Source organism: Actinacidiphila sp. bgisy160, assembly GCF_057707815.1.
Genome location: NZ_JBYIQW010000149.1, coordinates 1 through 601, shown reverse-complemented (window position 1 = coordinate 601; position 601 = coordinate 1). Strand labels below are relative to the sequence as shown.

The following is a 601-nucleotide window of genomic DNA, read 5'->3' as shown; positions in this document are numbered from 1 at the left end:
CTGCAGCAGTGCCTGGCAGGTGGCGTGGGCGATCCAGGCCTGGGCGCGGGCGAACGGCCAGGCTCGTTGGCCGACAAGGGTCATCCAGGCGTTCGGGCCGAGGTGGAACCAGAGGATGTCGACGGCCTCCGCGCGGGAGAGGTCGGCGCGGAGGGCGTCGAGCGCGATGAGGCGGTCGGCCACGCGGGTGAGGGCTTGGATGTAGTCGTCCGCGCCCTTGTCCAGGACTGCCTGGACGGCGGGTTCCCCCGGCGGGTTGCGGTACAAGAGCCCGTACACGAGCTCCCAGTGCCGTTCGTGGATGAGCCGGGTGCTCTCGGCGGTCAGCTCGATCACCGTGCGAGGGTCGTCGCCGGCCTCGATGGCGGCCAGGGCGTCGTCGAAGGACGAATCAGTGACGACCGGCTCCAGCAGGGCCGTCAGGATGCTCGGCTTGTTTCCCGCGCTGCTGTACACGGTCGGCACGGCCACTCGTGCCGCCTCCGCGATCTCCCCGATGGTGACCCCGGCGTACCCGCGGGCCAGGAAGAGCGCCTGCGCGCTGCTCAGGATGGCCTCACGCGTGGCGGCGGCCGAGTCGGTGCGGCGGGGAGAGCTGTAC

At 71.4% G+C, this 601-nt stretch carries 1 protein-coding gene; it reads right to left on the bottom strand.

Going from position 1 to position 601, the window contains the following annotated elements; all coding sequences use genetic code 11:
* Positions 1–601 (bottom strand): TetR/AcrR family transcriptional regulator (locus tag AC3EUJ_RS37235; protein WP_431969441.1); only part of this gene is annotated, 601 nt, incomplete at both ends.